Below are 24219 nucleotides of genomic sequence, written 5' to 3'. Positions count from 1 at the left end.
GGTGGTGCAGCCACGCAGGGCGTGGCGCTACGGTTTCGTTCATTTCCGCGTGGGACACGCATGGCGTGTCGCTACGCGTTGGTACAGTCCGCGCCGACCGGTAAAGACACGCCATGCGTGTCCCCGCGGTGTCCGAACCGCACATACGGCCCGCCCGACAGCATACCTTGGCTCAGTCGTGGCGGCCCAGCGCGCGCATCAGGCCGCGGGCCTTGGCGCGGGTTTCGTCCAGTTCCTTGACCGGGTCCGAATCGACGACGATGCCGGCACCGGTGCGGAAGGCGGCGTGGGTGCCGGCCACTTCGGCGGTGCGGATGAGGATGTTCAGGTCCAGGTCGCCATCGCGGTTCAACCAGCCGAACGCGCCGGTGTAGGCGCCGCGTGCGGTCTGTTCGAGCTCGGCGATGATCTGCATGCAGCGCACCTTGGGGCAGCCGGTAATGGTGCCGCCGGGGAAGGTGGCCGCGATCACTTCGCCCGGGCTCACGCCGGGGCGCAGGCGGCCACGCACGTTGCTCACGATGTGGTGCACGTGCGCGTAGCTTTCCACGCTCATGAGTTCGTCCACTTCGACGCTGCCGGCGGTGCAGATGCGGCCCAGGTCGTTGCGCTCCAGGTCGATCAGCATCACGTGTTCGGCGCGTTCCTTGGGGTGGCCGACCAGTTCGCGGATGCGTTCGGCATCGTCATCGCCTGCGAAGCGCGGGCGGGTGCCGGCGATGGGGCGGGTCTGCACGTCGTCGCCATGCACCGACACCAGGCGCTCCGGTGAAGAGCTCACCACCGCCCTGCCCTGCGCGATGAACAGGCCGGCAAACGGCGCCGGGTTGGCCACGCGCAGCTGGGCGTACAGCGCCTGCGGTGCGAGCGCGTCATCGAAGTGCGCGACCCAGCGGCGCGACAGGTTCACCTGGAACACATCGCCGGCACGCAGGTAGTCGATGACCTTGCCCACGCCGTCGGTGAACCGCGTTGGCGCATCCTCTTCCATCTCGGCCGGTGGCTGCCACTGCGGCAGCGCCGGCAGCGTGGCGGTGGCGTCCAGGTCCTGCAGGAGCGTGTCGAGCTGGGCGGCATGGCCGGTTTCGCATACCGCGTGGAACTGGCCCAGTACGCGGTCGTGCAGCACCGCGGCCGGGCAGCGCAGCGCGAGCGCGCTGGGCAGGCCGTCGGCGCGTGCCGGGAGCGTCAGCACGGTTTCGATCTGGGCCGCCAGTTCGTAATCGAGCATCAGTGCCCAGCCGCCGCGGAACGGCAGGCCGGGCCCTGCGCCAGGAACTGGCGAAGGCGAATCAGGCGTGCCCTCGCGCGGCAACCGAAGTGCGTGCCAGTGCGCGTCAAGCACGTCCAGGAAGCGGCCTTCATGCGCAGCGCCGCCGTGGTCGCGCACGACGCCATCGGCATGCAGCGCCAGTGATTCACCGTTGCCCATCAGCAGCAGGTCCCAGCGGCCCTGGGCGGTGCCCGAGGCGGTGGATTCCATCAGCAGCGGGTAACGCTGCGGTGCCAGGCGCTGGAGCGCGAGCAGGTCGGTGGTGGCGGGTAGCAGGCGGGTCTGGAACATCGGGATACCGGCAGGGGTCTGGGCCGGCCGGGGCCGGGGGAACATTGTGACGGCCGGCCAACGGCCGGCGCTACCGGGTGTCGCGGGCGATGAAATCACGCACATTGCGCAGATGTGCCAAGGCCGCCCGGTGGGCGGCCTTGGTTGACGTCTGTCGCGGCGTGGAACTCAGACGCGCTTGAACACCAGCGTGCCGTTGGTGCCGCCGAAGCCGAAGCCGTTGGACATCACCACATCCACCTTGGCCTCGCGTGCGGTGTTGGGCACGTAATCCAGGTCGCAGCCCTCGCCCGCTTCGTGCAGGTTGATGGTGGGCGGAATGATGTTGTCGCGCAGTGCCAGCACCGAGAAGATGGCTTCCACGCCGCCGGCAGCGCCGAGCAGGTGGCCGGTCATCGACTTGGTGGAACTGACCATCATCTTGTAGGCGTGGTCGCCGAAGGCGGTCTTCATGGCCATGGTTTCGCCCAGGTCGCCCAGCGGCGTGGAGGTGCCGTGTGCATTGAGGTAGCCCACCTGGTCCGGGCTGACGCCCGCATCCTTGAGGGCCATGGTCATGCAGCGGGCAGCGCCTTCGCCGTTCTCGCTCGGGGCCGTCATGTGGTACGCGTCCGAGCTGGCGCCGAAGCCGGCAAGCTCGGCGTAGATGCGCGCGCCGCGTGCCTTGGCGTGTTCGTATTCTTCCAGGATCAGGATGCCGGCACCGTCGCCGAGCACGAAGCCGTCGCGCTCCTTGTCCCACGGGCGCGATGCTTCCGCCGGGGCGTCGTTGCGGGTGCTCATGGCCTTCATGGCGCAGAAGCCGCCCAGTGCGGTCGGCGAGGAGCCGCGCTCGGCACCGCCCACCACCATCACGTCCGCGTCGCCGTACTGGATCATGCGCATGGCGGTACCGATGGAGTGGTTGGAGGTGGCGCAGGCCGACACCGCCGAGAACGACGGGCCCTTCAAACCGGTGATGATGCTCAGCTGGCCGGGCAGCATGTTGATGATGGTCTTGGGCACGTAGAAGGGCGAGATCTTCTTGCCCTCGTGGAAGTCGATGGTCTGTTCCTCGATGCCCAGCAGGCCGCCGATGCCCGCGCCCACGATGGCGCCGATGCGTTCGGCATTGCCATCGGTGATCTCCAGGCCCGAATCGTGCAGGGCCATGAAGGCGGCACCGAGGCCGTAATGGATGAATGGGTCCATTTTCTTGGCATCCTTGCCACTGACCCGGAACCTGCCGAACTGTTCGTTGTCGGCGGTGATGTCGAAGTCCCTGACCTCACCTGCGATCTTGGTGGTGAAACGGTCCAGGTAAGCCTGCGAAACGTTGGTCAGCGGGCCGATGCCGGAACGGCCTTCGGTGATGCCTTTCCAACTGGTGGCCATATCATTGCCCAACGGCGAGACCATGCCCATGCCGGTAACGACGACGCGACGTTTCATTGCAGATTCTCCTGACCCGGGTGTTGCGGGGTTGACGCGGTGTAACGCTCAAAAGCACAGGGCCGCAAGCGCGGCCCCATGGGTTTGCTGCACGCGGTGGCGGCGTTGGCCACACCCGCGCGCAAGCCGCCTGACATCACGCCTTGACGTGAGAGGTGACGTAGTCGATTGCAGCCTGGACGGTGCTGATCTTCTCGGCTTCTTCGTCCGGGATTTCGCACTCGAATTCTTCTTCCAGCGCCATCACCAGTTCAACGGTGTCCAGCGAGTCGGCACCCAGGTCATCGACGAACGATGCGGTGTTGACAACTTCTTCTTCCTTGACGCCAAGCTGTTCGACGACGATTTTCTTGACGCGTTCTTCGATGGTGCTCATTGGATATCGCTCCAGATGGAGTAGTGGTTCAAAAAGTGACGCCATCAAATAGCGATGGCCGTGGGATAGTGTAGTGGAAACCGCGGGGGCCTTGCATGGCTGCAAAACTCCATTTGGATCAACCACTTGCGGTGCAGTCCCTGCACCACATGCTTACGGCATGTACATGCCGCCGTTCACATGGAGGGTTTCGCCGGTGATGTAGCTTGCCGAGGGACCGGCCAGGAACGCCACCGCATTGGCGATGTCGGAAGGCTCGCCCAGGCGTTCCAGGGCGATCGACTTGACCAGGCCGGTGCGCTGTTCTTCCGGCAACGCCTTGGTCATGTCGGTGTCGATGAAGCCCGGCGCCACCACGTTGACGGTGATGCCGCGCGAGCCGATTTCCTTGGCCAGCGACTTGGAGAAGGCGATGATGCCGGCCTTGGCTGCGGCGTAATTGGCCTGGCCGGCATTGCCGGTCACGCCGATCACCGAGGCGATATTGATGATGCGGCCCTTGCGCGCCTTCATCATGCCGCGGATGACGGCCTTGGAGGTGCGGTAGACGCTGGTCAGGTTGGTGTCGAGGATGGCCTGCCAGTCCTCTTCCTTCATGCGCAGCAGCAGGTTGTCGCGGGTGATGCCGGCGTTGTTGACCAGGATGGTGATGGCACCGAACTCCTTGGCGATGCCGTCCAGCACGGCCTCGAGCGCGGCCGGGTCGGTCACGTTCAGCGCGCGGCCATGGCCGCCCACGGCAGCCAGGCGTTCGCCAATGGCGGCCGCACCGGATTCGGTGGTGGCGGTGCCGATGACGGTCGCGCCCTGCGCGGCCAGTGCGTCGGCGATCGCGGCACCAATGCCACGGCTGGCACCGGTCACCAGTGCGATGTCACCCTGAAGGGGCTTGCTCATGTTCAGTTTCCTCGAACGGGACCGGTCCGCAGCGCCGGCCCGGAGGCTGGCACGTGGCGAACGCGATCGAAAGTCATCAGGCGGCCCAGGTCTCGCGGGCAGTCTCGAAGTCGGCGGGCGTGGACAGTGTGCGCGCATCCAGGCCCTTGTCGATGCGCTTGATCAATCCGCTGAGCACCTTGCCGGGGCCGCATTCGGCCACACGGGTGACGCCGCGCGCGGCCAGGGCTTCCACGCAGCCGGTCCACTGCACCGGCAGGTACAGCTGCTGGACCAGTGCGCTGCGGATGGCATCGATGCCGTCGTGCACGCGGGCATCCACGTTCTGCACCACCGGCAGGCTCGGCACGCGCCAATCCAGGCCCGCCATGGTTTCGGCCAGCCGGTTGGCAGCTTCGCGCATGAGCGGGGTGTGCGAGGGCACGCTGACGGCCAGCTTCACGGCTTTGCGCACGCCCTTTTCGGCGAGCAGGGCCAAGGCGCGGTCGACGGCGGCGGCATCGCCCCCGATGACGATCTGGCCGGGCGAGTTGTAGTTGGCGGGCACCACCACCTGGCTGCCGGAGGCCTGTTCACAGACGTCCTTCACCACGGCATCGTCGGCGCCGAGCACGGCGGCCATGGCCCCGACGCCCGTCGGGGCGGCGTCCTGCATCAGCTGGCCACGCAGGCGCACCAGGTGGGCACCGTCGCGCAGCGACAGGGCGCCGGCAGCGACCAGGGCGGTGTACTCGCCCAAGCTGTGGCCGGCCAGCACGACCGGCTGGGCGCCGTGCACGGCATTCCACGCGCGCCATACGCCGATGCTGGCCGCCAGCAGGGCCGGCTGGGTGTACTCGGTGCGGTTGAGCATCTCTTCCGGGCCGCCCTGCGACAGCGCCCACAGGTCCACGCCGGCGCCATCGGAGGCTTCGGTGAAGGCGTCACGCACCTGCGGGTGCAGCTCAGCCAGTTCAGCCAGCATGCCCAGCGACTGGGAGCCCTGGCCCGGGAACACGAAAGCGAGATTGGAATCGGTCACGCGGAGATCCGCCTGCAAAAATCGAACGGCGAATGATAAGGGGGAATACCGCGCTTCGTCTGTACTGGCGCGTATTGAGGGGTCAAATGCAGAACGGCCCCATCGGGGCCGTTCTGCATGAATCGATCAACACACCATCAATAACGCAGCAGCGCCGAACCCCAGGTGAAGCCGCCACCGAAGGCTTCCAGCAGCAGTAGCTGGCCGCGCTGGATCTTGCCCGCGCGCACGGCAACGTCCAGCGCCATCGGCACCGAGGCCGAGGACGTGTTGCCGTGTCTATCGACCGTCACCACGACCTGGTCCATCGACATGTCCAGCCGCTTGGCGGTGGCTTCGATGATGCGCAGGTTGGCCTGGTGCGGGATCAGCCAGTCCAGGTCGGCCTTGGTCAGGCCATTGGCATCGAGGGTTTCGTCCACGACCGAGTCCAGCGCCTTGACGGCGTACTTGAACACGTCGTTGCCCTTCATCAGGATCGCGCCGCGGGCTTGTTCACCCTCGCCGAAGCCAGCCGAAACGCCCACCGGGTTCCACAGCAGTTCTTTCTTGCTGCCATCCGAATGCAGGTGGGTGCTCAGGATGCCGGTGTCTTCGTCGGCCGTGAGTACCACCGCGCCGGCACCATCACCGAACAGCACGCAGGTGGTGCGGTCGTTCCAGTCGACGATACGGGTCAGGGTTTCCGCACCGATGACCAGCACGTGGCGGGCATCACCGGAGCGAATGAATTTGTCGGCCACGCCCAGCGCGAACACGAAGCCCGAACAGGCGGCGTTGACGTCGAAGGCAGGGCAGCCGGTCGCACCGAGCTTGGCCTGGATCAGGCACGCGGTGGACGGGAAGATCAGATCAGGGGTAGTGGTACCCACCACGATCATGTCGAGCTGGGAGGCGTCGATACCGGCCGCTTCCAACGCACGTACCGCGGCGTGATAGCCGAGGTCACTGGTGGTTTCCGTGTCGGCGGCGATGTGCCGCTCGCGGATACCGGTGCGCGTCTGGATCCACTCATCGCTGGTGTCGACCATTTTCTCCAGATCCTGGTTGGTCAACACTTTCTCGGGCAAATAACTACCGGTGCCCGCGATCCTCGAGTAGATCCGCTTGCTCATTGCATTTCCTGTAACGCGGCCACCGGGAACGGCGGCCAGGAAGAAAGGGGTAAAGGCCGCTGCCCGACCGGGCAGCGGCCCTCACAAATCAATCTTCTTCGACGGCCGAATTCGACTTGGTCGCGATCACTTTCTTGCCGCGGTAGAAACCGTCAGCCGTGATGTGGTGACGCAGATGCACTTCGCCGGTGGTCGGGTCGGTGGACAGCTGCTTGGCGCTCAGGGCGTCATGCGAACGGCGCTGGCCGCGGCGGGACGGGGTAACACGGGATTTCTGCACAGCCATGGGATTGCTCCAAACTCGGTTCGTTTTTGCTTCGTCGTATCGTCGCGCAGGACGCCAGCGCCCAGCACAGTCTTCGCTTTCGCCGCAGCCGCCGACGACAATCCGGCTGCTATTGTTTCTTCAGCGCCGCCAATGCCGCAAACGGATTGGCCTTGCTTTGTTCTTCTTCGGTCGGGGCCCAGTCCCGGTCCACCGCTTCACCCTCGGGCGACAGCGGCACCACCGGCACGGCCAGGACCAGTTCGTCCTCGACCAGGTCCAGCGGACGCAGGTTGCCGTCTTCGGGCACCAGCATGGCTTCGTACTCCTCCGGCAGCGACGACTCTTCGTCTTCGCTGCGGATCAGGCCGAGCCGCTGCCTGACCGACACCGGCAGCAGGAAACGCTGCAGGCTGCGCTGACAGATCAGCGGCAGCTCGGTATCGATGGCCAGGTCCACATAGGATACCCGCAGGATGTCGTCGTGGCCGAATTCAAGCGCAAAGGTGCACTTTCCCTCGGTATCGGCAACAAGGCCTTGCAGGCGGGTCATTTCTGCCAGTTCTACCTGACCGTCGAAGCACCTTCGTGCTGCGACCATCCGCCAGGCATCCAGCAATTCGGGCACGTTCGCGGACATAAGCCGCTGAATGTTAAGGACGCCACCGGCCGTTGTCAATTACCGCGATACGAAGACGTGCGGTAGAGTGCGCCCCACCCCTGTCACCCCGGTATTGTCGCATGCTTCCCCTGCTGCTGGCCTCTACGTCCCGCTACCGCCGTGAACTGCTGGAGCGGCTTGGCCTGCCCCTGGAGACGGCGCGGCCGGACGTGGACGAGACCCCTGCCCCGGGCGAAGCGCCGCGCGGGCTGGCGATCCGGCTGGCGCGGGCAAAGGCCGCCGAGGTGGCCAGCCGGCACCCGGGGCGCTGGGTGGTCGGCTCGGACCAGGTCGCGGACCTGAACGGGACCCCGCTGGGCAAGCCCGGCGATGTAGCAGGGGCGAACGCGCAGCTGGCGGCGATGTCAGGGCAGACGGTGGCCTTCCATACCGCGACCTGCCTGGTCCGCGATGACCAGGTGCTGGAGGCCTGCGATCTTACCGAGGTGCGTTTCCGGGTCCTGGATGCGGACGAGATTGCCCGCTACGTGGCGGCCGAGCAGCCGCTGGACTGCGCCGGCAGCTTCAAGTGCGAGGGGCTGGGCATCACCCTGTTCGAGGCGATCGACAACCGCGACCCCACCGCGCTGGTCGGCCTGCCCCTGATCGCGCTCAGCGGGCTGCTGCGCCAGGCCGGCTACACCCTGCCCTGAGCCCTCCGCGCAGCTGCAGCGCACCCGGAAATGCCGGTGCGGTCAGCGCGCGGGAACGGTGAAGGACTGTTCCTGCCACTGCTCCACGCTGCCATCGTTGCCGTACAGCGTCATACCCAACCAATGTTTGCCGGGGGCGAGCGTGCGGGTGTCCAGCGTGGCATCGAAGGCCACGTGCGGGTGCTGCGGATCGGTGGAAATCTTCCACGCGGCCGTGATGTCATAGGCGCGGCCGTAGACCGCATCGCCCACGGGCCGGCCATCGATCAGCAGTTCGACGCGCGAAAGCCCCACGCCGTCCTTGAACGCCCACCCGCGCACTTCCATGCCCTCGCTTACCTTCGCATCCTGCAGGGGAGCATCCACCCAGGCCATGGCCGGGGTCACGCAGGGGCCTTCGACGCGCTGCGCCGGCAACTTGAACAACAGGAAGCGCTGGTAGCCATGGTCCTGGCTGACCACGCGCGGCGGCGGCAACGGCCCCACCTGCCTGCAGATGTCATGGTAGCGCTCCAGCAGGTCGCGGTAGCGCTGGTCGCTGGGCGACAGCACCAGCAACATCGGCGCATCGCGCTGGCCATCGTGCAGCAGGCCCCACAGCCCAAGCTGCGCGGTGCGGCCGTGCTTGTCATTGAGCGGATGGCGCAGCACTTCAATCCGGGGATCACGCAGCTGGAAGCCAAGTTCGGCACCTACCTTGAAGTTGCCGGCCAGCACGCGCGTGCCCGGCGGCATGCCGGCCAGTTCCGCACGCACCTCATCGGCCAATGGCGCCCAACCGGCGAAATTGCGCGGGTAGTACTTGTCGCCAGCCAGTTGTCCGCGAAGGCTTGGAGTGGAGGCCACCAGGTAATAGGAGAACGCGAGCGCCAGCCCTGTCCCCGCCAGCCACCAGCCGGTGCGTCGCAGCCAGCGCGGCCAGCCGTTGAGCACCACCGGCACCGCCACCAGCAGGGCCAGGTAGCCGGGCAGTGGCCAGTGGAAGCTGATGCGTTCCACATCGGTGAAGAAGCCCAGCGCGAAGATCGCGAGCGTGGACACCGCCCCCACCAGGCCGAAGTAGCGCCACTGCGCACGCGCGCCACCACCGGAACGGGTGCCGGCCAAGGCCACCTTCCACATCGCGATGCACAGGATGGGGGTGACCAGCATTGGCTGGATCACCAGGAACCACAGGCCGCTCCACTGGAACGCCCACGGGTGGCGTTCGACCACCTGGAATTTCAGGCCTGCATCCTGGTTGTCGGCATTCCACGCCAGCAAGGGCAACCACGCCACCACGCCCACTGCCAGCGCCACCCACACGCGTGGATCACGCAGCGTGCGCCGCCCCTGCGGCAACAGCAGCAGGGCAATGAAACCGACCACGATCACACCGATGAAGCGGTAGTGGCTGAGCGCGCCGATCACCAGCCCCAACGACAGTTTCACCGCGGCCGCGGCATCGACGTTGCGCAGCAGGCGTGCACCGGCGTCCAGGCACAACACGGCGGCCAGCGCCAACGGCACATCGGGCACGGCCAGCATGCCCAGGGTGGCCGACAGCGGCATCAACAGGGTCAGGCTGCCCGCCTGCCAGCCCGCCACGGCGCCAAACCAGCGGGTGGCGATGCGTGAGACCTGCCACGGCAACATGGCCCCGATGGCCAGGAATGGCAGGCGCAGCGCCAATACGTGGTTGCCGCCGAGTTCGACACCCAGGCGTGCCAGCCACGCGGTCAGACCGGGCAGATCGGAGTAGGCGGCGGCCAGGTGCTGGCCTTCCTGCCAATAGAACGCTTCGTCCACGAACAGGGGCAGACGCGCAGCCACCACGAGCTTTACGGCCGTGATGAGCGTCCACAACAGCAAAAAAATGGTGCGTGCGCGTTGTTCGCCCTGCATTGCTCTATAGAATCGAAGGAATCATCGACACGAGACGAACATGGATACTTCGCCCCGCGTGCCCGCCATGCTACCCGAAGAACTGCGACAGTCCCTGCGCAACGCGCAGGATCAGGTCAATGGGCTGGTGCTGGGCAAGGCCCATGAAGTCCGCCTGGCGTTCGTTGCGCTGCTCTCCGGTGGGCACCTGCTGATCGAGGATCTGCCAGGCCTGGGCAAAACCACCCTGGCGCATGCGTTGGCATCCAGCCTCGGGCTGGGATTCCAGCGCGTGCAGTTCACCTCTGACCTGCTGCCCGCCGATGTGCTCGGCGTTTCGGTTTACGAAGCCACCAGCCGCCAGTTCCAGTTCCATCCCGGCCCGGTCTTCACGCATGTGCTGCTGGCCGATGAAATCAACCGCGCGCCGCCACGTACGCAGAGCGCGCTGCTGGAGGCGATGGCCGAACAGCAGGTCACCCTTGATGGCGTGACCCATCCGCTGCCCGATCCGTTCTTCGTGATCGCCACCCAGAACCCGGTGGACCTCTCCGGTACGTTCCCGCTGCCCGATTCGCAGATGGACCGCTTCCTGCTGCGGCTGGCACTGGGGTACCCCAATCCCGAATCGGAACGCGAGCTGCTGCGCGGCACCGATCGCCGCCACCTGATCGCGCAGGCCACCGCCTGCCTGGATGACAACCAGGTGCGCGCCCTGCGCGAAGCGGTCAGCCAGGTGCATGCCAGCGAAGCGCTGATCCAGTACGTGCAGTCGCTGCTGGCGCGCAGCCGCCAGCACACCGGCGTGCGGGTGGGCCTGTCGCCGCGGGCCGGACTGGCGCTGTTGCGCGCGGCCAAGGCGCATGCGCTGCTGCTGGGGCGCAGCCACGTGGTGCCAGAAGACGTGCAGACCCTCTTCATCGCGGTGGCCGGGCATCGCCTGGTGCCCGAGGCCGAAGCCAGCACCGGGCCGGCGCTGGCCCGCGCGATCCTCCAGACGGTTCCGGTGGACTGAGTGCGCAGCGGCTGGGGAGACCGCTGGCGCACGCTGGCGTTGATGGCCCGGCCACGGCAGCCGGAGAGCCTGCCGCGGCGATTGCACCGCCGCCGCATCTACGTGCTGCCGACCCGCTTCGGCCTGTTCGTGGCCGTGGTGCTGGGCGCGATGCTGCTGGGCGCACTGAACTACAACAACAACCCTGCCCTGCTGCTGGCGCTGCTGCTGGCCACGGTGGCCATTGCCAGCACGCTCAGCGCGCACCTGCAGCTGTCGGGGCTGCAGGTCGATGCGGTGTCGGCCGAACCCGTGGTGGCCGGGGCCACGCTGAGGCTGCGCATCAACCTTTCGCGTGCCGATACGCGCACGCGTCGCGGCCTGGTGCTGGCGCTGGGCGAGAGCCAGGGGTACGGACACCTGGTGGATACCGACCAGATCGAAGTGGATCTGTCCCTGCCGACCACGCGTCGCGGCTGGTTGGACCTGGAGCGGATCCGCATTTCCACCACCCAGCCGCTGGGCCTGGTGCGTGCATGGTCATGGGTGTGGCCCGATACGCCACTGCTGGTCTACGCCGCGCCGGAGCCGCAGCCACCACCGCTTCCCGAGGGTGATGGCGACCCACTGCATACGCGCGTGCATGCCAGCGGCGATGAGCTGCACCAACTGCGCTCCTATCGACCTGGCGATCCGCAGCGCAGCATTTCCTGGAAACACTCCGCACGCCGCGACACGCTGCTGGTGCGCGAGTACGAAAAGCCGGTGGGCGTGGACGTCCTGCTCGACTGGAGGCAGATGGGTTCGCTGCCGGGCGAAGTGAAGATCGCCCGACTGGCGCGCTGGGTCGACATGGCCGAACGCGAGGGTCGCCGTTACACGCTGCAGCTCCCCGGCCAACCGTTGCTGGGTCCCGGCCAGGGCAGCAGCCACCACCACCTCTGCCAACGCGCCCTGGCGCTGATGCCGCATGGCTGACCTTTCCGCTTCCCTGCTTTCCCCCGCCGCCCGCCACTGGACCCTGGCCAGCGCTGCGCTGGCACTGCTGCCGCTGCTGCTGCAGTTGCCACCGTTGCTGGCCGGCGTATTCGCACTGGCGGCGGTGCTCACCGCGCTGGTGTCCGGGCAACGCGTGCTGCCCGGTCCCATCCGGGTGCTGCTGGTACTGGGCATGCTGGCCGCGATCTACTGGCAGATGGGCATGCGCCCGGGGCGCGACACCGGCTGTGCATTGCTGGCGGCAATGCTGGCGCTGAAATCCAGCGAACTGCGCAGCCTGCGCGATGCACGCAGCCTGCTGGGCTTTGCGCTGTTTGCCCCGTTCTCGGCGTTCCTGCTCGACCAGGGCCCGCTGACGATGGGCCTGGCGGTGCTGGCCGCACTGGCCACGCTGCTCACGCTGCAGCGCCTGGCGCGCGCCGAAGGGCATGCCCCCGGTGTCACGCTGACCGAACAGGTGCGCGGCGTGGGCAAGCTGGTGGCGCTGGGCTTGCCACTGGCCCTGGCCGCGTTCTGGCTGTTCCCGCGGCTGAGCGAGCCGCTGTGGGGGCTGCCGGAACGCGCCGTGGGCAAGCCCGGCCTGTCCGACCACATGGACCCGTCCGAGTGGCTGGACCTGATGGCCGATGACGCGCCCGCGCTGCGCGTGAGCTTCTTCGGTGCGGCGCCGCCGCCCGAGCAGCGCTACTGGCGTGGCCCGGTGATGACCCGCTTCGATGGCCGGCGTTGGGACCGCGATCCCTACACCGAGCGGCGCGCGCCTCCCAAGGTGACCCGCGCGGCGACGCGCTGGGAGTACCAGATCGACTATGAGCCCACCGACCGCCGCCAGCTGGTGGCGCTGGACCTGCCGCTGCTGGCACCGGCCGGCACGACCCTAGATGGCACCTACAGCCTGCGCAGCGAACGCAGCCTGTCGGCGCTGACCCGTTGGCGCCTGCAATCGGCACCTGCAGCGGCGTACACCGAACCCCTCAGCGCGTTCCAACGCCAACTGGCGCTGCAGTTGCCCCCCAACCTCAACCCGCGCACAGCGGCATTGGGCAGGCAGTGGCGGCAGGACGCGGGCAGCAACGATGCGGCCGTCGTGGCACGCGCGCTGGACTGGATCCGTTCGCGCTTTGCCTACACGCTCGACACACCGGAACCGGGCCGGAACAGCGTGGACGACTTCCTGTTCGACCAGCAGGCAGGCTACTGCCAGCACTTCAGTTCGTCGTTCGTGGTCCTGATGCGCAACGCCGGCATTCCCGCCCGCGTGGTAACCGGCTTCGCCGGCGGCCAGCGCAATCCCTATGGCAATTACTACGTCGTGCGCCGGATGGATGCGCATGCCTGGGCCGAAGTGTGGCTGCCGCAGCGCGGCTGGGTACGGGTGGACCCGACCGCAGCGGTAGCGCCCGAGCGCATCTACGACACCCTGGAAGACCGCCTCGGCGAAGGCGCCGGCACGACGCTGGAAGGCCGTTGGCTGCAGGTCGGCCAGGTGGGCGATCTGCTGCGCCGGGGCTGGAACGACCTGGTGCTGTCGTTCGATTCCAACCGCCAGAAGCAACTGCTGCGCCCCTTCGGCATCGACGCGCTGGAGCCGGCACAGCTGGTCGCCATTTTCATTGCCTTCGCGGGCGGCGCGCTAGGCTGGATGGCATGGTTGCTGGCCCGTGGCGAACGCGAACGCGACCCCCTGCTGCGGGCCTGGCACCGCCTTGGGCGGCGTTACGCGCGGCATGGCCTTGCCCGGGACCCTGCGGAGGCCGCAACGGACTGGGCCCGGCGCGTCCATCGGCAACGTCCCGACCCGACGTTGATTTCGCTCAGCCACCGTTTCGTTCAGGCGCGCTACGCTGGCGCCGAGCTCGACCCTTCACTCGTGCGCGACCTGCACAGGCACCGCCCGTCCACCGGAGCAACCTCATGAACGTCAAGATCCTGCTTCCCCTTGCCGCGTCGCTGGCGCTGGCCGCCTGTGCCACGGCCCCCAAACCGCTGCAGGGGCAGTTCAGCGTGGTCAGCCCGCGCGACTCTGTCGCCACCCAGCAGGTAGGCACGCCGGTCCGCTGGGGGGGCCGCATCATCGAAACCACCCCGGGCCAGGGCCAGACCTGCTTCCAGCTGCTGTCGCGCCCGCTCAATGGCAGCGGCCGCCCGAACACCACCTCCAATGACGCCAGCGATGGCCGCTTCGTGGCCTGCCGCGCCGGTTTCTACGACCCGGCCGTGTTCGAGGAAGGCCGCGACGTGACCTTCATCGGCAAGATCGCCGGCTACGAGAACACCCGCATCGGCGACTACGACTACCGCCTGCCCAAGCTCGAGGCCGACGTGATCTACCTGTGGCCGGAACAGCGCCAGGTGGACGTGGTGCCGGTCTATCCCTACGGGCCGTGGGGCCCGGGCTGGGGTCCCGGCTGGGGCTACCGCGGTTGGGGTTGGTGGTAGGTAGGTACCGACCGTCGGTCGGTACTCCTTGAAGAAAAACCGCCCTTTCGGGCGGTTTTTTTGCTTTACGGAGACGTACCGAAGTGGCCCAACGGCGCGCCTGCCAACAGGTGCAGGTGGATATGGAACACGGTCTGCCCGGCATGCTCGCGGCAGTTCATGACGATGCGGTAGCCATCCTGCGCGAAGCCTTCGCGGCGCGCGTACTCCGCTGCGGCCAATGCCAGCTTGCCGATCAGGTGCGCCTGCGAAGGCTGCACGTCATCCAGCGTGGGAATGGCTTCGTTCTTCGGGATGAAGAGCACGTGCACCGGTGCCTGCGGGGCGATGTCCTTGAAGGCCAGCACGTCGTCATCTTCATAGACGATGGTGGCCGGAATTTCGCGGCGGATGATCTTTCCGAACAGGGTGTCCTGGGTCATTGCATCACCTCAATGTTTGTCCGGTAGCGCCGGCCGTTGGCCGGCTTCCCGAATGATGGCAATCCGCGTGGGCCGGCCAACGGCCGGCGCTACCGGTTGCTAGGTTGCTTCGGTACGCGTACCAAACGCATGCGACAACGTACCGCGATCCACATATTCCAACTCACCGCCCAACGGCAACCCTTGCGCCAACCGGCTGGGCCGCACCTTGTGCGCACGCGCCAGCTGCGCCAGGTAATGCGCGGTGGCTTCGCCTTCGACCGTAGCGCTGGTGGCGATGATCAGCTCCTGCACTTCGCCCTGCCCCAGCCGCGCTTCCAGCTGGTCCAGCCCGAGTTCGCGCGGACCGATGCCATCCAGCGGCGAAAGACGCCCCTGCAGCACGAAGTACACGCCACGGAAACCGGTGGCGGTTTCAATGGCCAGCCGGTCGGCCGGCGATTCCACCGCACACAGCTGCTGGCGTTCGCGGCTGCCATTGGCGCACAACGCGCAGATCTCGGTTTCGCTGAAATCGCGGCACTGCGCGCAATGGCCGATGCGTTCAATCGCCTTGGCCAGCACCTCGGCCAGCTTCCTGCCGCCTTCGCGCTCGCGCTCCAGCACGTGGTAGGCCATGCGCTGGGCGGTCTTCTGGCCTACCCCGGGCAACACCCGAAAGGCCTCGATCAGCTGTTCGAGCAGGGGCAGGCTCACGCTTAGAACGGCAGCTTCATGCCGGGCGGCAGCTGCATGCCGGCCGTGGCCGAGCCCATGCGGTTCTTCGATTCGGCATCGATCTTGTTGGAGGCGTCGTTGAAGGCGGCCGCGACCAGGTCTTCGGTCATTTCCGCATCGGACAGGATCGACGGGTCGATGCGCACCTTGCGGCACTCCTTGGCGCCGGTCAGGGTCACGCTGACCATGCCGCCGCCGGCGCTGCCGGTCACTTCGAGATTGGCGAGTTCTTCCTGGGCCTTCTGCAGGTTTTCCTGCATCTTCTGGGCCTGCTGCATCAGTTGGGCGATGTTGCCACGCATGTCGTGTTACTCATCAAAAGGACGGATGGAATCGGTCACGACCCGTGCGCCATGCTGCTGGATGAGCAGCTGCACCGACGGGTCGGCCAGGAAGGCGGTTTCGGCCGCCTGTTGTCGTTCGCCACGCTGGCGGTCGGAACGCTGGTGCAGCGTTTCGGCGTCGGCGTTGCCATGTTCGATCACGATACGCGGGGTCATCCCGAGCGGGCCGGACAGCGCCTCGGTCAGGGCCGCCAGCGAACGGTCCGAACACAGGTACTCAAATCCGGGCGATACGGCCAGTTTCAAGACGCCGTGCTGGAAGCCGATGAAGGCGGCATGCGCGGCCAGCTGCCGCGACGGACCATTCAGCTGGCTCTGGGCGACCAGTTCCAGCCAGGTTTCAGCCGACGCCAGCGCGACCGGGGCGGCGGTGGCGGCAGCAGGCGACGGGCCGATGGCGATGCCCTGCGAGCGCGGCGCGGGCGCAGCAGCCTGGACGACGGCCGGGCGTTCCGGCGGGGCTTCCCACGGCGCGGCCATGGCGGCGTCGGGGCTGGCCAGTTCCACGGCCAGGGCCTCGTCGCGGTCGTCGCTACCAGCTTGGTGCCACGGTGGCAGATCGTCGTCGGCAGCGGGTTCCTCCGCTACCGGCACCGCTTTCGGCGTCTGCGCAGCGGGAGCGGCAACGGGGGCTGCCGGGGCCGGAGCCGAGGCGACTACAGGCCCTGCAGCTGCGGCCACCGGCGCGGCGGCGGCGGGCGCAGCCACCGCAGCCGGTGCGGCGGCCATGCCGCCCTGTTCGGCGCCACGCGAACCGCTGCCCATCTCTGTACCGGTGCCCGGGTCACGCGGCACCGGCGGAACCGCGGCGGCCGGGCGGAACGCCAGCATGCGCAGCACGGCCATTTCAAAGCCGGCACGCGGGCTGGGGGCCAGGTGCAGGTCGCGACGGCCACTGAGCGCCATCTGGTACCAGAGCTGCACCACTTCCGGGCGCAGGCGCTGGGCGAAGGTGGCGGCATCGATACCGTCGCCATCGGCTTGGGCACCGGGCACCAGCTGCTGCACCTGGATGCGATGCAGGGCTTCGGCCAGCGCTTCGAGCACACCGCTCCAGTCGGGCGAAAACTCCGCCAGCGCAGCCACCACCTGCAGCAGTCGCACGCCGTCGCCGTCGGCCAGGGCATCGAGCATGGCCGCCACCTGGGTACGGTCGACGGTGCCCAGCATGGTGCGCACCACGTCTTCGCGCAGCGCGCCACCGGCATAGGCGATGGCCTGGTCGAGCAGCGACAGGCCGTCACGCAGGCTGCCGTCGGCGGCCTTGGCCAGCTGCACGATCGCGGTCGGGTCCGATTCGATGTCTTCGGCGGCCAGGATCCGGGTCATCTGGCCCTGGATCTGGTCTTCGTCCAGGCGTTTGAGATTGAACTGCAGGCAGCGCGACAGCACCGTGACCGGCAGCTTCTGCGGGTCAGTGGTGGCCAGCAGGAATTTCACGTGTTCCGGCGGCTCTTCCAGCGTCTTGAGCAGCGCATTGAACGCCGCCTTGGACAACATGTGCACTTCGTCGATCAGGTAGACCTTGTACTTGCCGCGCGAGGGCATGTACTGGGCGTTCTCGATCACCTCACGGACATCGTCCACGCCGGTATTGGACGCGGCATCGATTTCCAGCAGGTCGATGTAGCGCCCGGAATCGATATCCAGGCAGGCCGGGCACTGGCCACAGGGATCGGCGCTGGTGCCCTGCTCGCAGTTCAGCGACTTGGCGAAAATGCGCGCGATGGTGGTCTTGCCGACCCCTCGGGTGCCGGTAAACAGGAATGCATGGTGCACCCGGCCGCTGTCCAGCGCATTGCTGAGCGCACGGACCACGTGTTCCTGGCCTACCAGCTCGGCAAAACGCTTCGGACGCCACTTGCGGGCAAGGACGAGATAGGACATCAGGCCACCGTCTTCATCGGGACGTCCATTGTGCCACGCCTGTCCAGCCCCACCCTGCCCGGCATCGCGGTGCTTGTGCAGATCGCATTCCCCGGCTAGAATCTGCGCCCCTGCAGCGGGTTAACGCAGCAGGTCCGGAGAGGTGTCCGAGCGGTTGAAGGAGCACGCCTGGAAAGTGTGTAAGCGTCTAAACCGCGCTTCGGGGGTTCGAATCCCCCTCTCTCCGCCAGACAGACGCAAAAAGGCCGCCCACTGGGCGGCCTTTTTGCGTCTGTCTGGCGGAGAGAGGGGGACGAGAAACACCGGACGGGGCCCATGGATGGGCCCCGCAATCCCCGGCAATGAAGCGGCCACCAGCCCGCCACGCACGACCAACCTGCCAGATAAGCAACGCCGCCCGAAGGGCGACCCTTTGGGTAGAGCCACGCCCTGCGTGGCTGCCCTCCGTTCAGCACCGCGAAGCCACGCAGGGCGTGGCTCTACAATTGACCCATCCGACCGTGCCACTGTTCGAAGGCATGGGCATTGCCGGTGCATTGAACCTGGCGGCCAATGGCGTGTGCCTGTGGCTGCTGAATCCGTTCCGCAACGGCGCGGGTGCTGCGTTCGGCGTGGCGGGAGATGCGGATTCAGGGGTGAACCCGCCGCTCCCTTCCGCAGTTACGCGCTCGACACTTTCATCAGCACCAGCCCGCTCACTATCAACACCGCCGCGGCAATGCGCATCGCGCTGACGTGTTCGCCCAGGAACACGATGCCGATCACGAACGCGCCGACCGCGCCGATGCCGGTCCAGATCGTGTATGCGGTGCCAAGGGGCAATGTGCGCATCGCCAGGGCGAGCAGCCAAAAGCTGGCGATCATGCCGGCGATGGTGATGATGGAGGGGGTGAGCTTGCTGAAACCGTCGGACTGCTTCATCGCGAACGCCCAGACGATTTCCAGTACACCGGCTGCCAGTAGATAGATCCAGGCCATAAGGCCTCCTTTGATGAGGCCAGGCCGTCCTGGTCGTTGATGCCCGATGCGGGGGAGGCCGTTCCTCCAGATGTGGGGGCATTCTAGCCGCTGGGGGTTGGGGTGGCGTGAGGTGAACGTTTGGGGCTACACGGGATTCAGCTATCCGTGGGACACGCGTGGCGTGTCGCTACGCTGGCGTTGCTGGCCGCGGTTGGGCTAGAATGCGTGGCTGCACTGCGGGACCTTGTCCTGCCTGCGCACGTCTCTATGGCGGCCCCGTCGGCCCCTCGCGACGCTAGGTCGAAAATCCCGCCAGGGCCGGAAGGCAGCAACGGTATCGATCGACGCGGGCGCCGAGGTCAGCCGGCGGGGCCGCCACCTTTTTGGGCTTGCGAAAGAGGCTTCGGCGGTACCGCGCAGCCACGCACTGAATCACGCTACGTCACGATGCGATCAGCGCAAAGGCGCGTGGCGACGCGTTCAACGGACCGGCGCGCACCGTTCATGCGGCGCGGCGTGGCTCTACGGGGGGATTGCTACAGGGGACGTCGGGTCCGACAACGCCACGCACTCGCCCGGCAGCGCGACCCTGTGCCCACGCTGCCGCAGTGCTTCGCCGTCGGCTTCGCTCGCATAGTGGTAAAGCATCATCCGCGCCTGCAGTTCGGCGCTGTACTCGCGCTCGAGATCGTCCACGCCGGTATGCGAGGGGTTGCCGTGCAGGCCGCAGTCGTGCGCGATCAGTTCGTTGTCGGCGGCGTAACGCACCAGCATTTCCGGAATCGGACGGGTGTCGCCACTCCACACCAGCGCGCCCTGCAGGCGCAGGCCGTAGGCGGTTTCCGGCCAGTGGTGGCGGACCGGGAATACTTCCAGGCGCACGCCGTCATGCCAGAACGCATCGCCCACCACGATCAGCTGGAAGGCATCCCAGAAATTGGCGCCGCCTTCAGCCAGCACGTTGGGGTAATCGGCCACGCGCCGGTGCAGCAGCGGCACCACCGTGGCGGGTACATACACGCGGATGCGGCCGCGCCGCTGCGGCGAAAAATAGGCATCCACGAACAGGCGCTCGAAGCCGGCCACGTGATCCAGGTGCACATGGGTGACAAACAGCGCTTCGGGCATGCGCCCGTACTGGGCGAGGAACGCGGTGAGGCCCTCGCCGCCGCAGTCGATGGTCAGCCACGGCTGGCCGCCGCGCTCGATCACCGCCATCGGCGAACCCAGCTGTACGGCCGACGCATTGCCGACCCCCATGAAGCGCAGTGCCCAGTCCATCAGTAGCCCCGGTTCCAGGCCAGGTCGTAGGCCCGGCGCAGGCGTGCGAAGTCCTTCTCGACCTCATCGTGGCTGCGCTCACCGCGCAGCTTCACCAGCGAACGGTGCAGGCGCTTGAGGTTGCGCTCGCGCCAGGCGGTGGCCGGAATGCGCTGCACGCCGCGGTCGAAATCGATGAGCCAGCCGTGGCCGTTGGCGTCGAACAGGATGTTGTGGGCGTTGAGATCCGCATGGTCCAGCCCGGCGCGGTGGAAGCGCGCGATCAGCCGGCCGGCCTCTTCCCAGGGGGCACCGCGACCGGCCACCAGCGCACGGTCGGCCAGCGAACGTACGCCTTCCAGGCGCTCCATCAGGATCGCGGCACGGTAGCGCAGGCCATCGCGCATGTAGAACGCAGCGATCGGGCGCGGCACCGGCAGCTTCAGCGCACGCAGGGCGCGCATCAGGCGAAACTCGGCGAAACTGCGGGTGCGGTTGGCACCGCGCCACAGGTACTGGTCGTGGCTGAGCTTGGCCGCCATGCCGCCGCGCAGGTACTGGCGCAGCACGCAATGGCCGAAGGGCGCATCGACGAACCAGGCCCCGCCGCGCCCGCCATCGCCGACCGGGCGCGCCCGGTCGCCCCAGTGGGCCGGGGAGAACAGGCTCATCTCGGCTTGCCGCAGGCGTTCGCGGTCGAACAGAATGGCACCCATGCCGCGTCCATCGCGGCAGGGCGTCAGCGCTTCAGTGGCGTCGAATGCGACCATTCCTTCGAGTCTAACAACACCATGGCATCAGCGTCCTCTTCCTTGTGTCTTTTGCGTTTGTCCGCACTGGGCGATGTCACCCACGTGGTGCCGCTGGTGCGCACGCTGCAGCAGGCACGGCCGGGCACCGAACTGCACTGGATCATCGACAAGGCCGGGCACAAGCTGCTCGACGGCCTGCCGGGGGTGGTGTTCCACGCCTACGACAAGAAGACCGGGCTGGCCGGCATGCGCGCCCTGCGCGCTTCGCTGCCCCCGGGGCGCTTCGAGGCGCTGCTGCAGATGCAGGTAGCCTTCCGCGCCAACGTGCTGTCGGCGTTCGTCCCGGCGGTACGCCGGATTGGCTACGACAAGGCGCGCTCCAAGGACCTGCACGGCCTTTTCATCAACGAACGCATCCCCGACCGGCCCGGCATCCACGTGCTCGATGCGATGGGCAGCTTCTGCGAACCGCTGGGAATCCGCCAGACCGAGGTCAGCTGGGACCTGGCGGTGCCGCCGGCAGCCGTGGAATGGGCGCAGGCCCAGTGGCAGGACGATGGCCGGCCGGTGCTGATGATCTCGCCCTGCTCCAGCCACGTGCGCCGCAACTGGTATGCCGACCGCTATGCCGCGGTGGCCAACCACGCGGTAGCGCGCGGCTGGCGGGTGGTGCTGTGCGGCGGCCGCAGCGAGCTGGAGCGTGGCATGGCCGACGCCATCCAGGCACAGCTGGACACCCCTGCGCTGGACCTGGTGGGCAAGGACACGCTCAAGCAGCTGCCGGCCCTGCTGGCCCGCGCGGCGCTGGTGATGACCCCGGATTCGGGCCCGATGCACATCGCCAACGCGATGGGCACCAAGGTGCTGGGCCTGCACGCGGCCAGCAACCCACACCGCAGCGGCCCCTATTCGGACCGCCGCTACTGCGTGGACCGCTATGACGATGCCGCGCGGAAGTTCCTGGGCAAGCCGGCCAGCGAACTCAAATGGGGCACCAAGATCGAGTTCGACGATGTGATGCAGCTGATTGCCGTGGAAGACGGCATTGCCGCCTTCGAGCGCTACGTTGCCGATAACGCATGACCGGTAGTGCCGGGCTCTGCCCGGCAACCAGGCGATGCGGGACCGCCACGGACAGCAGCCGGGCAGAGCCCGGCTCTACCGTCAGGCGTGCTTGTACGATTTCTCTTCGATGTACAGCGAACCCAGCGCCTTGTTGATGTCCTTCTTGATGCGCGCCCGCTCATCGTTGTTCTGGTAAACGCTGCGGGCCAGGGCGACGAACGCCTCATCGAACTCCCCTGCCCTGTCTTTCAGGCGGACGTTGTCTTCGATATCCCACAGCTTTTCGTTGACGTCCTTGAGCTCGGTGCGCAGCTTGGCGATGTCCTTGCCCCCGGCCGGGTGCACCATCCAGGTTTTCTCCAGCGCGCTCAATTCGGCGCGGATGTTGACCAGCTTGCCCGGATCGCTGACCCGCTCGGACTTGATCTGCAGGATGGAGATCTTGTCCAGTAGCTCGCCAAAGGACACGGGGACTTGGATTTCTGCGCTCATGGGGGCACACCACTGTTCTGTTGCACTCAGTTTAGCCGTAGAGCCACGCCGCGCCGCATGAAAAGTGTGCGCCGCACCCTTGAGCGCGTCGCCAGGTAGCGTGGTTCACGATGCCGGCCAACACTCAGCCATGCGGGCGTGATTTTACGCCGTCGGGGAGGACAAGCCCCTCTGTTGAGGGGCTGCCCCGACAGGGGCGGGGAGAGGAAACACGCGGGGGCAACGGCGCAAAGCGCCGTTGCAATCCCCCCCTCTCCGCCAGACACGCAAAAAAGCCACCCAATGGGTGGCCTTTTTGCGTGTCTGGCGGAGAGGGGGGGATTCGAACCCCCGAGGCGCTATAAACGCCTGCCTGATTTCGAGTCAGGTACATTCAACCGCTCTGCCACCTCTCCAGATGGTCCCCGGCGAACCGGGGAGCGAATAATACGGTCAGGAGACGCAGACGGCAAGCCATTCCCCGGCTTCCGATGAATTTCTTCTGTATCGACGCCTTGCCGGATGTCCGCAGGGCCGCGATCATGCCGTTATTCCCCAGCGACACTCCCGGCCAACGCACCACTCATGATCGAATTCGGACACCTGACCCATCCTGGCCTGCGCCGTGACCTCAACGAGGACACCTACTACGGGGACGGGGAGCTTGCGCTGTGGCTGGTGGCCGATGGCATGGGCGGACACGCCTGTGGCGAGGTGGCCAGTGCGCTGGCGCGCGAGACCATCGTGCGCGAGATCCGCCAGGGCGCGACGCTCGCGCACGCGATCCGGGTGGCCGATGAGGAAATCATCCGCACCTCGCGCCGGCGCAATGACAGCCTGCCCATGGGCACCACGGTCGTGGCCGCGCGGGTGCAGGGCAATCGCTATGAAGTGGCCTGGGTTGGCGACAGCCGCGCCTACCTGTGGCGCGATGGCAAGCTTGCACAGCTGAGCCAGGACCACAGCGTGGTCCAGGAAATGGTGGCGCAGGGCAACCTCACGGCCGAAGAGGCCCGCGCGCACCCGCACCGCAACGTGGTGACCCAGGCGCTGGGGGTGACCGACCCGGCGCACCTGAACGTGGCGACCACCGCCGGCGAGCTGCGCCCGGGCATGCAGCTGCTGCTGTGCAGCGATGGGCTGACCGAGGAAGTGGAAGACACGGGCATCGCCCGCACCCTCGCCTACGACGACGCCAGCGCGCAGGAATGCGTGGATACGCTGGTGGCCGCCGCGCTGGATGGCGGCGGCTCCGACAACATCACGGTGATTCTGGTCCGCTGCCATTAGCGGGATTGCGTGGGCCGGCCAACGTTATGCCCGCCGAAGCCGCGGCATCAGGCCACCGCCTCTTCCGCCTTCGGCCCATCCCAGATCGCATGACCGGCCTTCTTGCGCAGCTTGGCCAGGCGCGCCTCGTGCGCTTCCAGCTCCGAGGCGGTAGCCACCACGCGCGGACGCGGCAGCAGGCGGCTGGTGTCGAAGGCCTGGGCGTGGGCGGTGCCGGGGCGGGCGTCGTCGGCTGAACCAAAGCCGATCTCCTCCTGGCCGGAGGTCAGCGCGATATACACATCGCCCAGGATCTGGGCATCGAGCAGGCCGCCGTGCAGCTGGCGGTGCGCGTTGTCCACGCCCAGGCGTTTGCACAGCGCATCGAGCGAGTTGCGCTGGCCCGGATAGCGCTCGCGTGCCATCTTCAGCGTATCGATCACGGTGCAGCGGTCGGTGATCTTTCCGTACTGGTCGCCCAGCAACGACAGCTCGTAATCCAGGAAGCCCAGATCGAACGCGGCGTTGTGGATGATCAGCTCGGCGCCGTCGATGTAGGCCAGGAATTCTTCGGCGACCTCCGCGAACACGGGCTTGTCGGCCAGGAATTCCAAGGTCAGCCCGGTGACTTCCTGCGCGCCCTGTTCGAACTCGCAGTCCGGCTTGAGGTACTGGTGGAAATTGTGGCCGCTGGGGCGGCGCTCCAGCAGTTCCACACAGCCGATTTCGACGATGCGGTTGCCCTTGCGCCATTCCAGGCCGGTGGTTTCGGTGTCGAGGATGATCTGACGCAT

25 protein-coding genes, 2 tRNA genes, 1 other RNA gene and 1 pseudogene are annotated in these 24219 nt (G+C 67.1%); 10 read left to right on the top strand and 19 right to left on the bottom strand.

The genetic code is table 11. The annotated features are described in order from the left end of the window. Window positions 1-172: 172 nt before the first annotated feature. From J7J08_RS00580 to J7J08_RS00545, 8 genes are all read right to left on the bottom strand, one after another. The gene (locus tag J7J08_RS00580; RefSeq protein WP_214900523.1) at window positions 173-1564 is read right to left on the bottom strand and encodes an aminodeoxychorismate synthase component I; all 1392 of its coding nucleotides are present in this window, start codon (window positions 1562-1564) and stop codon (window positions 173-175) included. Window positions 1565-1732: 168 nt separating this feature from the next. Further along, a complete protein-coding gene (gene fabF / locus J7J08_RS00575; RefSeq protein WP_214900521.1) occupies window positions 1733-2995 on the bottom strand; it encodes a beta-ketoacyl-ACP synthase II in 1263 nt (420 codons plus the stop codon). A 136-nt stretch (window positions 2996-3131) separates the two neighbouring features. Further along, window positions 3132-3371, bottom strand: coding sequence for an acyl carrier protein (gene acpP, locus J7J08_RS00570; protein ID WP_214900519.1), 240 nt, complete (start codon window positions 3369-3371; stop codon window positions 3132-3134). A gap of 153 nt (window positions 3372-3524) precedes the next feature. Continuing rightward, entirely contained in the window at window positions 3525-4268 is a 744-nt protein-coding gene (gene fabG, locus J7J08_RS00565) for a 3-oxoacyl-ACP reductase FabG (protein ID WP_214900517.1), read from the bottom strand. Window positions 4269-4344: 76 nt separating this feature from the next. After that, window positions 4345-5289, bottom strand: a complete 945-nt coding sequence (gene fabD / locus J7J08_RS00560; RefSeq protein WP_214900516.1) for an ACP S-malonyltransferase — start codon at window positions 5287-5289, stop codon at window positions 4345-4347. Window positions 5290-5426: 137 nt separating this feature from the next. Continuing rightward, complete coding sequence (locus J7J08_RS00555; RefSeq protein WP_214900514.1) at window positions 5427-6404, bottom strand: beta-ketoacyl-ACP synthase III; 978 nt, start codon at window positions 6402-6404, stop codon at window positions 5427-5429. Between the two features lie 88 nt (window positions 6405-6492). After that, a complete protein-coding gene (gene rpmF, locus J7J08_RS00550) occupies window positions 6493-6690 on the bottom strand; it encodes a 50S ribosomal protein L32 (protein ID WP_070207941.1) in 198 nt (65 codons plus the stop codon). Between the two features lie 109 nt (window positions 6691-6799). Beyond that, the gene (locus tag J7J08_RS00545; RefSeq protein WP_214900512.1) at window positions 6800-7309 is read right to left on the bottom strand and encodes a YceD family protein; all 510 of its coding nucleotides are present in this window, start codon (window positions 7307-7309) and stop codon (window positions 6800-6802) included. Window positions 7310-7410: 101 nt separating this feature from the next. Here J7J08_RS00545 and J7J08_RS00540 point away from each other — a divergent pair, with 101 nt between their 5' ends. Continuing rightward, complete coding sequence (locus J7J08_RS00540) at window positions 7411-7983, top strand: Maf family nucleotide pyrophosphatase (protein WP_214900510.1); 573 nt, start codon at window positions 7411-7413, stop codon at window positions 7981-7983. A gap of 42 nt (window positions 7984-8025) precedes the next feature. Here the strand turns inward: J7J08_RS00540 and J7J08_RS00535 are convergent, their stop codons facing one another. Continuing rightward, window positions 8026-9867: a glycosyltransferase family 39 protein gene (locus J7J08_RS00535; protein ID WP_214900508.1), complete on the bottom strand. Its 1842-nt coding sequence runs from the start codon at window positions 9865-9867 to the stop codon at window positions 8026-8028. 40 nt (window positions 9868-9907) lie between these two features. Between J7J08_RS00535 and J7J08_RS00530 the strand changes: the two genes are divergently transcribed. Genes J7J08_RS00530 through J7J08_RS00515 form a run of 4 tightly spaced genes read left to right on the top strand, consistent with a single transcriptional unit; the run spans window position 9908 to window position 14278 of the window. Beyond that, on the top strand, window positions 9908-10861 hold the full coding sequence (locus J7J08_RS00530; protein ID WP_214900506.1) for a MoxR family ATPase: 954 nt from the start codon (window positions 9908-9910) through the stop codon (window positions 10859-10861). A gap of 42 nt (window positions 10862-10903) precedes the next feature. Then, window positions 10904-11818 carry a DUF58 domain-containing protein gene (locus tag J7J08_RS00525; RefSeq protein WP_214901536.1) on the top strand — a complete coding sequence of 305 codons (915 nt, stop codon included), beginning with the start codon at window positions 10904-10906 and terminating at the stop codon, window positions 11816-11818. Further along, complete coding sequence (locus tag J7J08_RS00520) at window positions 11811-13757, top strand: transglutaminaseTgpA domain-containing protein (protein WP_214900504.1); 1947 nt, start codon at window positions 11811-11813, stop codon at window positions 13755-13757. Before J7J08_RS00525 ends, J7J08_RS00520 begins: the two co-directional genes overlap by 8 nt. Continuing rightward, complete coding sequence (locus J7J08_RS00515; protein ID WP_214900502.1) at window positions 13754-14278, top strand: Slp family lipoprotein; 525 nt, start codon at window positions 13754-13756, stop codon at window positions 14276-14278. Before J7J08_RS00520 ends, J7J08_RS00515 begins: the two co-directional genes overlap by 4 nt. A 65-nt stretch (window positions 14279-14343) precedes the next feature. On the opposite strand, the gene J7J08_RS00510 is transcribed toward J7J08_RS00515, so the two are convergent. From J7J08_RS00510 to dnaX, 4 genes are all read right to left on the bottom strand, one after another. After that, a complete protein-coding gene (locus J7J08_RS00510; protein WP_214900500.1) occupies window positions 14344-14700 on the bottom strand; it encodes a histidine triad nucleotide-binding protein in 357 nt (118 codons plus the stop codon). Between the two features lie 99 nt (window positions 14701-14799). Beyond that, window positions 14800-15396, bottom strand: coding sequence for a recombination mediator RecR (recR, locus tag J7J08_RS00505; RefSeq protein WP_214900498.1), 597 nt, complete (start codon window positions 15394-15396; stop codon window positions 14800-14802). A 2-nt stretch (window positions 15397-15398) separates the two neighbouring features. Next, window positions 15399-15719, bottom strand: coding sequence for a YbaB/EbfC family nucleoid-associated protein (locus tag J7J08_RS00500; RefSeq protein ID WP_214900496.1), 321 nt, complete (start codon window positions 15717-15719; stop codon window positions 15399-15401). A 6-nt stretch (window positions 15720-15725) separates the two neighbouring features. Beyond that, entirely contained in the window at window positions 15726-17648 is a 1923-nt protein-coding gene (gene dnaX, locus J7J08_RS00495; protein ID WP_214900494.1) for a DNA polymerase III subunit gamma/tau, read from the bottom strand. A gap of 136 nt (window positions 17649-17784) precedes the next feature. Here dnaX and J7J08_RS00490 point away from each other — a divergent pair. After that, a tRNA-Ser gene (locus tag J7J08_RS00490) sits at window positions 17785-17877 on the top strand. Window positions 17878-18133: 256 nt separating this feature from the next. Then, window positions 18134-18241, top strand: a pseudogene (locus tag J7J08_RS13460) (cation transporter); the annotation flags it as partial. 67 nt (window positions 18242-18308) lie between these two features. Here the strand turns inward: J7J08_RS13460 and J7J08_RS00485 are convergent. Then, window positions 18309-18626, bottom strand: a complete 318-nt coding sequence (locus tag J7J08_RS00485) for a multidrug efflux SMR transporter (RefSeq protein ID WP_214900485.1) — start codon at window positions 18624-18626, stop codon at window positions 18309-18311. Window positions 18627-18884: 258 nt separating this feature from the next. Here J7J08_RS00485 and ffs point away from each other — a divergent pair. Beyond that, an RNA gene (gene ffs / locus J7J08_RS00480) (signal recognition particle sRNA small type) lies at window positions 18885-18981 on the top strand. 149 nt (window positions 18982-19130) lie between these two features. On the opposite strand, the gene J7J08_RS00475 is transcribed toward ffs, so the two are convergent. Further along, the gene (locus J7J08_RS00475) at window positions 19131-19889 is read right to left on the bottom strand and encodes an MBL fold metallo-hydrolase (RefSeq protein WP_214900483.1); all 759 of its coding nucleotides are present in this window, start codon (window positions 19887-19889) and stop codon (window positions 19131-19133) included. Then, the gene (locus J7J08_RS00470) at window positions 19889-20638 is read right to left on the bottom strand and encodes a 3-deoxy-D-manno-octulosonic acid kinase (RefSeq protein WP_214900481.1); all 750 of its coding nucleotides are present in this window, start codon (window positions 20636-20638) and stop codon (window positions 19889-19891) included. The genes J7J08_RS00475 and J7J08_RS00470 overlap by 1 nt, the downstream gene beginning before the upstream one ends. 21 nt (window positions 20639-20659) lie before the next feature. Between J7J08_RS00470 and J7J08_RS00465 the strand changes: the two genes are divergently transcribed. Next, window positions 20660-21703, top strand: coding sequence for a glycosyltransferase family 9 protein (locus J7J08_RS00465; protein ID WP_214900479.1), 1044 nt, complete (start codon window positions 20660-20662; stop codon window positions 21701-21703). An 81-nt stretch (window positions 21704-21784) separates the two neighbouring features. Here J7J08_RS00465 and J7J08_RS00460 read toward each other — a convergent pair whose 3' ends face one another. Both J7J08_RS00460 and J7J08_RS00455 read right to left on the bottom strand, forming a co-directional pair. Further along, the gene (locus J7J08_RS00460) at window positions 21785-22177 is read right to left on the bottom strand and encodes a DUF6165 family protein (RefSeq protein ID WP_214900477.1); all 393 of its coding nucleotides are present in this window, start codon (window positions 22175-22177) and stop codon (window positions 21785-21787) included. Between the two features lie 304 nt (window positions 22178-22481). Further along, window positions 22482-22572: transfer RNA gene (locus J7J08_RS00455), tRNA-Ser, on the bottom strand. A 169-nt stretch (window positions 22573-22741) separates the two neighbouring features. On the opposite strand from J7J08_RS00455, the gene J7J08_RS00450 reads away from it, so the two are divergent. Then, window positions 22742-23446: a protein phosphatase 2C domain-containing protein gene (locus J7J08_RS00450; RefSeq protein ID WP_068854556.1), complete on the top strand. Its 705-nt coding sequence runs from the start codon at window positions 22742-22744 to the stop codon at window positions 23444-23446. A gap of 47 nt (window positions 23447-23493) precedes the next feature. On the opposite strand, the gene dnaQ is transcribed toward J7J08_RS00450, so the two are convergent. Then, window positions 23494-24219 carry a DNA polymerase III subunit epsilon gene (gene dnaQ / locus J7J08_RS00445; protein WP_214900476.1) on the bottom strand — a complete coding sequence of 242 codons (726 nt, stop codon included), beginning with the start codon at window positions 24217-24219 and terminating at the stop codon, window positions 23494-23496.

Source organism: Stenotrophomonas sp. ISL-67 (assembly GCF_018612915.1).
In the GTDB taxonomy this organism is placed as follows: domain Bacteria; phylum Pseudomonadota; class Gammaproteobacteria; order Xanthomonadales; family Xanthomonadaceae; genus Stenotrophomonas.
The sequence above is the reverse complement of the archived record's forward strand: the minus strand, read 5'-3'. Positions and strand labels throughout refer to the sequence as shown.